Origin of the sequence: Cohnella faecalis, assembly GCF_003570905.1 — a bacterium.
GTDB lineage: Bacteria > Bacillota > Bacilli > Paenibacillales > Paenibacillaceae > Cohnella > Cohnella faecalis.
In genome coordinates this window covers 1-8632 of the sequence record NZ_QXJM01000046.1, presented here as the reverse complement: position 1 = coordinate 8632, position 8632 = coordinate 1, and the positions used below count along the sequence as shown (strand labels likewise).

The 8632-nt window shown below is 47.5% G+C and carries 8 protein-coding genes and 7 pseudogenes; 6 read left to right on the top strand and 9 right to left on the bottom strand.

The window, feature by feature from the left end; genetic code table 11:
* Positions 1–366 precede the first annotated feature (366 nt).
* The 5 genes and pseudogenes from D3H35_RS33755 to D3H35_RS35090 all read left to right on the top strand — a co-directional run.
* Complete coding sequence (locus tag D3H35_RS33755; protein ID WP_325050159.1) at positions 367–657, top strand: aldehyde dehydrogenase family protein; 291 nt, start codon at positions 367–369, stop codon at positions 655–657.
* Positions 658–809: 152 nt separating this feature from the next.
* Positions 810–1330, top strand: a pseudogene (locus D3H35_RS33745) (aldehyde dehydrogenase family protein).
* A gap of 88 nt (positions 1331–1418) precedes the next feature.
* Positions 1419–1730 (top strand): annotated as a pseudogene (locus D3H35_RS35095) (aldehyde dehydrogenase family protein); the annotation flags it as partial.
* A 200-nt stretch (positions 1731–1930) separates the two neighbouring features.
* Complete coding sequence (locus D3H35_RS33735) at positions 1931–2305, top strand: DeoR/GlpR family DNA-binding transcription regulator (RefSeq protein WP_119152074.1); 375 nt, start codon at positions 1931–1933, stop codon at positions 2303–2305.
* Between the two features lie 104 nt (positions 2306–2409).
* Positions 2410–2625: pseudogene (locus tag D3H35_RS35090) on the top strand (hypothetical protein); the annotation flags it as partial.
* 91 nt (positions 2626–2716) lie between these two features.
* Here D3H35_RS35090 and D3H35_RS33030 read toward each other — a convergent pair.
* Positions 2717–2946: pseudogene (locus tag D3H35_RS33030) on the bottom strand (sigma factor-like helix-turn-helix DNA-binding protein); the annotation flags it as partial.
* 37 nt (positions 2947–2983) lie between these two features.
* Here D3H35_RS33030 and D3H35_RS26090 point away from each other — a divergent pair.
* Positions 2984–3186, top strand: a pseudogene (locus D3H35_RS26090) (sigma factor-like helix-turn-helix DNA-binding protein); the annotation flags it as partial.
* Between the two features lie 40 nt (positions 3187–3226).
* Here D3H35_RS26090 and D3H35_RS33730 read toward each other — a convergent pair.
* The 8 genes and pseudogenes from D3H35_RS33730 to D3H35_RS33715 all read right to left on the bottom strand — a co-directional run bounded on the left by D3H35_RS33730 (position 3227) and on the right by D3H35_RS33715 (position 8331).
* Positions 3227–3502, bottom strand: a complete 276-nt coding sequence (locus D3H35_RS33730; RefSeq protein ID WP_119152072.1) for a DeoR/GlpR family DNA-binding transcription regulator — start codon at positions 3500–3502, stop codon at positions 3227–3229.
* Positions 3503–3563: 61 nt separating this feature from the next.
* On the bottom strand, positions 3564–3779 hold the full coding sequence (locus D3H35_RS33725) for a DeoR/GlpR family DNA-binding transcription regulator (protein ID WP_267901447.1): 216 nt from the start codon (positions 3777–3779) through the stop codon (positions 3564–3566).
* Between the two features lie 61 nt (positions 3780–3840).
* Positions 3841–4047, bottom strand: a pseudogene (locus D3H35_RS35085) (DeoR family transcriptional regulator); the annotation flags it as partial.
* A gap of 119 nt (positions 4048–4166) precedes the next feature.
* A pseudogene (locus D3H35_RS26070) lies at positions 4167–5621 on the bottom strand (CoA-acylating methylmalonate-semialdehyde dehydrogenase).
* A 35-nt stretch (positions 5622–5656) separates the two neighbouring features.
* Entirely contained in the window at positions 5657–7198 is a 1542-nt protein-coding gene (locus tag D3H35_RS26065) for an FGGY-family carbohydrate kinase (RefSeq protein ID WP_158594214.1), read from the bottom strand.
* A 51-nt stretch (positions 7199–7249) separates the two neighbouring features.
* Positions 7250–7684: a zinc-binding metallopeptidase family protein gene (locus D3H35_RS33720; protein ID WP_199728616.1), complete on the bottom strand. Its 435-nt coding sequence runs from the start codon at positions 7682–7684 to the stop codon at positions 7250–7252.
* On the bottom strand, positions 7632–7874 hold the full coding sequence (locus D3H35_RS35080) for a hypothetical protein (RefSeq protein WP_411675182.1): 243 nt from the start codon (positions 7872–7874) through the stop codon (positions 7632–7634). Before D3H35_RS35080 ends, D3H35_RS33720 begins: the two co-directional genes overlap by 53 nt.
* A gap of 118 nt (positions 7875–7992) precedes the next feature.
* The gene (locus tag D3H35_RS33715; RefSeq protein ID WP_199728614.1) at positions 7993–8331 is read right to left on the bottom strand and encodes a zinc-binding metallopeptidase family protein; all 339 of its coding nucleotides are present in this window, start codon (positions 8329–8331) and stop codon (positions 7993–7995) included.
* Positions 8332–8632 lie beyond the last annotated feature (301 nt).

Here is an 8632-nt window from a genome sequence, read left to right as displayed (position 1 = left end):
GGCTGCAAATCGTAAGCGATATTGCGGCAGAGGTACAAAGGTGCGAAGGTCACTATCGGGGCACCTATGGAGAGCCTTCTTAGCTGCAGTAGGTTCGGGACATTTGCAGCTGGAATTTATCGGAGTGGGTTCAATATGATCATGAAGTTACGCAAATCGATTAGAACATCAAAAATATATGCGTATTATTCGGTATTTAAAGATTTATATCAAAGCACCAAAAGCTTGATGCACCGCATGTACGAGCTGCGGAAAAACTAGCTGGGGCAAATAAATTTATTAGAGGTGATCCGACATGACGACTTTCTTTAATGAAGTACAAAATTACATTGCGGTGTTTGGGCATCGCAGCAATCGGAAAATCGTATAGATGTATTCAATCCGGCAACGGGGAGATCGATTGACGACAGTCCCGCTGTCATCCAAATCGAGCTGGATGCTGCGGTTGAAGCGGCTAGTGCAGCGTTTGCATGTGGAGGAACACCTGTCCCTAGACGGGCGCGTATTTTATTTAAGTATCAGCAGCTTCTAGTTGAGCATTGGGATGAATTGGCACGACTCATTACGCTGGAGAACGGTAAGACGTACAAGGATGCATATGGTGAAGTTCAAGCGGCATCGAATGCGTGGAGTTTGCTGCCGGCGCACCTAATTTGATGATGGGTCGCCAATTGCCGGACATAGCTACAGATATGGAATCGGCATGTATCGTTATCCAATCGGCGTTGTCGGCGGGATAACGCATTCAACTTTCCGATGATGGTGCCTTGCTGGATGTTTCGATAGCCATTGCATGCGGCAATACGTTTGTGCTGAAGCCATCGGAGCGGACACCGCTTCTCGCTAATCGTCTCGCTGAGCTGTTCACAGAGCTGGATTGCCGGATGGCGTATTCAATGTCGTTCACGGCAGCCACGACGTTGTGAATGGCTTGCTGGAACATCCGAAAGTAAAGGCGATTTCGTTTGTTGGCTCGCAGCCAGTTGCCGAATATGTGTATACAAAAGCTGCAGCTGCGGGAAAAGAGTACAAGCGCTTGCAGGTGCGAGAACCATACGATCGTCTTGGAAGATGCAGATTTGGATACGGCAGTGAAGGATATAATGCAGCGGCATTCGGCTCCGCAGGTGAACGCTGTATGGCATGCGCAGTCGTAATCGGGGTTGGCACAATCAAAGATAGGCTGCTGGAGAAGCTAACCGAAGCTGCGGATGCGATTCAAATCGGCAATGGTATGGAAGAGGACGTGTTTTTGGGGCCCCTGTCATCCGCGAGGAGCACAAGCAACGCACATTGGCGTATATCCAAAGCGGCGTTGAAGAAGCGCTAAGCTAGTGCGAGATGGACGCCGTGATGAGGCATGTGCAACAAAGCTATTTTGTAGGCCTACATCTTTAGCGAAGTTAATTCAGTATGAAATTTGGAAGGAAGAAATTTTTGCGCCAGTGCTGTCCTATCTCGTACAGCGGACTCTCTGGACGAGGCGATTGCTATCGCGAATGAAAGCGAATTTGCAAACGGTGCTTGCCTATTTACGCATGATGCTCGATATGTTCGCCGATTCCGCGAAACGATTGATGCAGGGATGCTGGGCATTAATGTCGGTGTACCGCGCGATGGCATTTTTCCCGTTTTCAGGATGGAAGAAATCGTTCTATGGCGATCTGCATGCGAATGGGACGGATGGAGTAGAATTTTATAAACGCAAAAAGATGGTCACTGCTCGTTGGAAATATAATGATCATTACTATATAATATTCAAAAATGTCCATGTTGGTCTAAATGTTAAGTGTTTATTGCAAAGATTTGAAAATTTTAGTAATATGGTTTTATGTAGATTTATCGGAGGAGAACATATGGATACCTTGCAAGAAAAAGCAAATACGGGCTTATTCCTGTTGAGCGCCGAAAACAGATTGTCGCTTACGTCATGAAGCATGAAAGCGCACAAGTCAAAGAGCTTGCGGAATTGTTCGACGAAGTTTCGGAGGCTACAATTCGCAGAGATTTGGAGCTGTTGGCGACCGAAGGGAAGCTGACGAGGACGCATGGCGGCGCTGCGTCATTTCAACACGAACGGCTTTTGAGCAGCTTTATTTGGATAAATGCGCGATGGCGGTGGATGAAAAAACGCCGAATCGCCAAAGCTGCTGCCGATTTAGTGGAAAACGGCGACTCTATTATTTTGGATTCCGGCTCCACGACGATCGAAATTGCCAAACAACTCGTCAATCATACGAAACTAACGATCATTACAAATGATTTGTATCGCTTTACGTTGCTTTTCATCCGTCAACTCAAGTGATGGTTACAGGCGGATGAAGCGGGAAGACGTAAATGTATTAATCGGAATATTACAGAGACGTTTTTCCGTTCGATTCGCGTAGATAAAACCTTTTTGTCTGCAGATGCAGTGGATATTCATTTCGGGTAAGCAATACAACCTTCGTCGAACAAAACATCAAAAGGCTAATGCTTGAAGCGGCAAAGCAAGTCGCTCTTGTTTGTGACCATACGAAATTTGGCAATACCGCCTTGGCAAAGGTATGCAGGCTTGACGAGCTTGAACATATCATTACGATGAAGGCATTTCTCCTTCGCTGCGTGAAGAGATGGAACGGTTAGGACTGCTGTCATTGTTGTGTAACGTGCAAATGGAAAGCTCAAGCAAATGACTTGTCGGTCAATGCTTGAGGCTTTTTAGTTTCGCTTTCATTCAACGTTTCGCCTTATAAAACTCGTGATAAAGCTTCATCAACGCTCTTTTTTCGATCCGCGACACATACGTCTTGAAATCCCAGCTCACGCGCGATTTCCCGCTGCGTTCGCTCGTCGCCGCACCGTCCAGACCGAACTTCCCGAATAACTCTTGCTCTCTTTCGTCAAGAATGTCAGGTTTCGGTATATTTTGCTCTTCTCGATCTTCAACTGAACTTTCTCCACGATTCGTCGGCTCGGTGCCAGTATATCTTGCAATCGACGAAGAGCAAAATATGGCCGAAACCTGGACATTCTTGACGAAAGAGAGCAAGAGTTATTCGGGAAGTTCGGTCTGGACGGTGGGGGCGACGAGCGAACGCAGCGGGAAATCGCGCGTGAGCTGGGATTTCAAGATCGTATGTGTCGCGGATCGAAAAAAGAGCGTTGATGAAGCTTTATCACGAGTTTTATAAGGCGAAACGTTGAATGAAAGCGAAACTAAAAGCCTCAAGCATTGACCGACAAGTCATTTGCTTGAGGCTTTCCACGTTTGCACAACAATGACAGGCAGTCCTAACCGTTCCATCTCTTCACGCAGCGAAGGAGAAATGCCTTCATCGGTAATGATATGTTCAAGCTCGTCAAGCCTGCATACCTTTGCCAAGGCGGTATTGCCAAATTTCGTATGGTCACAAACAAGAGCGCTTGCTTTTGCCGCTTCAAGCATTAGCCTTTTGATGTTTTGTTCGACGAAGGTTGTATTGCTTACCCCGAAATGAATATCCACTGCATCTGCAGACAAAAGGTTTTATCTACGCGAATCGAACGGAAAAACGTCTCTGTAATATTTCCGATTAATACATTTACGTCTTCCGCTTCATCCCGCCTGTAACCATCACTTGAGTTGACGGATGAAAAGCAACGGTAGAAGCGATATACAAATCATTTGTAATGATCGTTAGTTTCGTATGATTGACGAGTTGTTTGGCAATTTCGATCGTCGTGGAGCCGGAATCCAAAATAATAGAGTCGCCGTTTTCCACTAAATCGGCAGCAGCTTTGGATTCGGCGTTTTTCATCCACCGCCATCGCGCATTTATCCAAATAAAGCTGCTCAAAAGCCGTTCGTGTTGAAATGGACGCAGCGCCGCCATGCGTCCTCGTCAGCTTCCCTTCGGTCGCCAACAGCTCCAAATCTCTGCGAATTGTAGCCTCCGAAACTTCGTCGAACAATTCCGCAAGCTCTTTGACTTGTGCGCTTTCATGCTTCATGACGTAAGCGACAATCTGTTTTCGGCGCTCAACAGGAATAAGCCCGTATTTGGCTTTTTCTTGCAAGGTATCCATATGTTCTCCTCCGATAAATCTACATAAAACCATATTACTAAAATTTTCAAATCTTTTGCAATAAACACTTAACATTTAGACCAACATGGACATTTTTGAATATTATATAGTAATGATCATTATATTTTCCAACGAGCAGTGACCATCTTTTTGCGTGTATAAAATTCTACTCCATCCGTCCCATTCGCATGCAGATCGCCATAGAACGATTTCTTCCATCCTGAAAACGGGAAAAATGCCATCGGCGCCGGTACACGACATTAATGCCGCATCCCTGCATCAATCGTTTCGCGGAATCGGCGAACATATCGAGCATCATGCGTAAATAGGCAAGCACCGTTTGCAAATTCGCTTTCATTCGCGATAGCAATCGCCTCGTCCAGAGAGTCCGCTGTACGATAGGACAGCACTGGCGCAAAAATTTCTTCCTTCCAAATTTGCATATCTGAATTAACTTCGCTAAAGATGGTAGGGCCTACAAAATAGCCTTTGTTGGCACATGCCTCATCACGGCGTCCATCTCGCACTAGCTTAGCGCCTTCTTCAACGCCGCTTTGGATATACGCCAATGTGCGTTGCTTGTGCTCCTCGCGGATGACAGGCCCCAAAAACACGTCCTCTTCCATACCATTGCCGATTTGAATCGCATCCGCAGCTTCGGTTAGCTTCTCCAGCAGCCTATCTTTGATTGTGCCAACCCTTACGACTGCGCATGCCATACAGCGTTCACCTGCGGAGCCGAATGCCGCTGCCATTATATCCTTCACTGCCGTATCCAAATCTGCATCTTCCAAGACGATCGTATGGTTCTTCGCACCTGCAAGCGCTTGTACTCGTTTTCCCGCAGCTGCAGCTTTTGTATACACATATTCGGCAACTGGCTGCGAGCCAACAAACGAAATCGCCTTTACTTTCGGATGTTCCAGCAAGCCATTCACAACGTCGTGGCTGCCGTGAACGACATTGAATACGCCATCCGGCAATCCAGCCTCTGTGAACAGCTCAGCGAGACGATTAGCGAGAAGCGGTGTCCGCTCCGATGGCTTCAGCACAAACGTATTGCCGCATGCAATGGCTATCGGAAACATCCAGCAAGGCACCATCATCGGAAAGTTGAATGGCGTTATCCCGCCGACAACGCCGATTGGATAACGATACATGCCCGATTCCATATCTGTAGCTATGTCCGGCAATTGGCGACCCATCATCAAATTAGGTGCGCCGGCAGCAAACTCCACGCATTCGATGCCGCGTTGAACTTCACCATATGCATCCTTGTACGTCTTACCGTTCTCCAGCGTAATGAGTCGTGCCAATTCATCCCAATGCTCAACTAGAAGCTGCTGATACTTAAATAAAATACGCGCCCGTCTAGGGACAGGTGTCATACTCCACATGCCAAACGCTGCACTAGCCGCTTCAACCGCAGCATCCAGCTCCGATTTGGATGACAGCGGGACTGTCGTCAATCGATCTCCCGTTGCCGGATTGAATACATCTATACGATTTTCCGATTGCTGCGATGCCCAAACACCGCCAATGTAATTTTGTACTTCATTAAAGAAAGTCGTCATGTCGGATCACCTCTAATAAATTTATTTGCCGCCAGCTAGTTTTTCCGCAGCTCGTACATGCGGTGCATCAAGCTTTTGGTGCTTTGATATAAATCTTTAAATACCGAATAATACGGCATATATTTTTGATGTTCTAATCGATTTGGCGTAACTTCATGATCATATTGAACCCACTCCGATAAAATTCCAGGCTGCAAATGTCCCGAACCTACTGCAGCTAAGAAGGCGTCTCCATAGGATGCCCCGATAGTGACCTTCGGCACCTTTTGTACCTCTGCCGCAATATCGCTTACGATTTGCAGCCACAGCTCATTTTTGGTTCCGCCTCCGACAGCAACAAGCTCGGACGGCATCGCACCAATTTCCTTCATCACTTCCAGATGATGATTGATACCGTAGCCGACACCTTCCAATATCGATCGAAACAGGTGTCCGCGGGTATGAGCGAGTGTTAGACCGAAAACGACGCCGCTTGCCATAGGATCCTGGATGGGGGTCCGCTCTCCGCTAAAATAGGGCAATGTAACCATCCCTTCGCTGCCAGGCGGGATATGGACCGCTTCCCCCATTAACGACTCGAAAGCATGTTTACCCGAATATTGCTCAGCTTTTACCAGATCCACGGCAAATTGATCGCGCATCCAGCGTGTTATCGCTCCGGTTGTGGACATGCCTCCCAGCAGCGCGTACGTGTCTGGAAATAAATAAGGCGCCGACCATAAACGGCTATCTTGTATAGGCTCATTGGTTACTTCTATAAAAAATGCAGTTGAACCGTACATGAGCATCATTTGACCGGGTTTCACTACACCGACGCTAACGGCTTCCGCAGCGGCATCGCTTGTACCGATTATGACAGGAGTTCCACGACTTAAGCCTGTAAGCTGAGCGGCTTCATCCGTGATCACGCCCGCAATATCCGTCGTCCAACCGATTTCAGGCAATTGATCGATCTCAACGATATCTTTGCAAAATTCCGGATACCAAGCGTGCTGTTGACAATCATAGAACGGCGTAAATCCCGCTCCTGCCGTATAATGATCTACCTTGAACTTCCCCGTCAGTCTGTAAACCAAATAGCTGGTTGCCGTTAAAAATCGAGCTGTTTGGGCATAAACTTCCGGCTCATGCTTTTTGATCCAAAGGATCTTCGGTCCGACCGCCTGCGTAGATAAATCGTTGCCGCACCTTTGAAACACATTGGCATGGCCGAATCGATGCTCCAGCTCTCGAATCTCCTCCACGGCGCGCGTATCGATACCGTACAAAATAGCCGGCCGAAGGGGCTTGCCTTCACGATCGACAGGCAATACCGCAGGCGCGATCGCCGAGCACCCGATCGCTTTAATTTGATCGCTGCTTATGCGAGTCGCTTGCAAAATACGCTCGACAAGCAGACAAAAATCATGCCACCAGACGCCATCTGCATCGTGCTCCGCCAAACCAGGCTTCGGCACGATCATTTGATGTGAGATCACTTCATGGTGAACAATACGTCCTTCCAAGTTTGTAAGAACCGCCTTCGATTCGTAAGTACCGATATCTACTCCCAAGAAGTAAACGCCTTCTGCATCCACTAGGACCCCACCTTTGCCATCAGCCATCGTTGTCTAAAGGAGAATGGGCAACTACTCACGTCCAAACGGAGCGCCGGGCTTCGCCATTTGCACCATTTGTACAATCAAACGGGCAACCTGCTCTAAATCCTGCATATCGCATACTTCTACCGCAGAGTGGGAATACCTCGCAGGGAAACCGATATCGATCGTCGGAATGCCGCTATCTACTAATTGCACATAGGAAGCATCCGTTAATATTCCTGACATTGCACCGCGTTGCAACGAAATATGGGCAGCTTCGGCAGCTTCACGTGTCCATTTCACCATACGGCGAGGCGGAATCGTACCGTTGAGCGTACCGCGTCCATGGAAGTTGTACATGCTTACAACCGGACCCGCGCCAAGCGCAATATCGTTGCTGTCCTTCAAATCAGGCGTATCCGCCGCAATGTTAATATCGATGCAAATCGCGCAATCCGGCTTCAACGCTTGCGCAGCGACCATCGCGCCCGTAAGTTAAACTCCTCCTGCACAGCACCCACAATGTAAACCGTCGCTGCCGCTTCATCTCCTTCAGAATCTCCGCAACGCGAATAAGTATCGCGCAGCCGCCGCGATTATCGATGGATGTCCCGTACACTTTATTGTTCATTATAGGTTGAAAATCGGGTTGATACATGACTGGACAGCCGATATCAATGCTGCCGCATACACTTCTTCCGCGCTGTCCGCACCAATATCGACATAAATTTTTATATCCGGCAACGGTGTACTTTTCTTCTTGAGGGTAAGATGATGAGACTTGTTGCCAATTAAACCGGAATAAGCCGATCGTCCTCGGTCTGAATCACGATCGGTTGGCCTGCCAGCGCTTTTTCGGGTACGCCGCCCAAACGCTCAACACGAATAAATCCGTCCGATTCGATTTTGCGCACGACGAAGCCCAATTGATCCATGTGTGCAAACAACATAATACGCGGCGCATCGGCTTCCAGACCTTTAATCGTTGTAATCAGATTACCCATCTTATCTGTTTCTATTTGATCCACATAGGGAGACAAAAATGACTTCATGCGATCAGCCATCAAGTGCTCATAGCCCGATAGAGCTGGCGTCAAAGATAAAATTTTGAGGATTTCTGTCAAGTTCATATGTTTTTCTCCCTCTTTATATATGGCTAGATATCAACTTTTTGGATTTTTCTCAGGATGAATAAGGAACAAGCAAAAATACCGATGAGCATGACCGTCGACAGCGCAGAGCTATACCCTACATTCAAGTAGTTGAAGGCATGAAAATAAGCGTGTAAGTTCAACGTTTCCGTTGCGTTGCCGGTCCGCCGCTTGTCATGACATAATCGTATCAAACCGGCGTATCGCATCCATTGTGCGGAACAAAATGGCCAGCATTATTATTGCTTCATTAACGGTAGAATCACATGAATGAACGTTT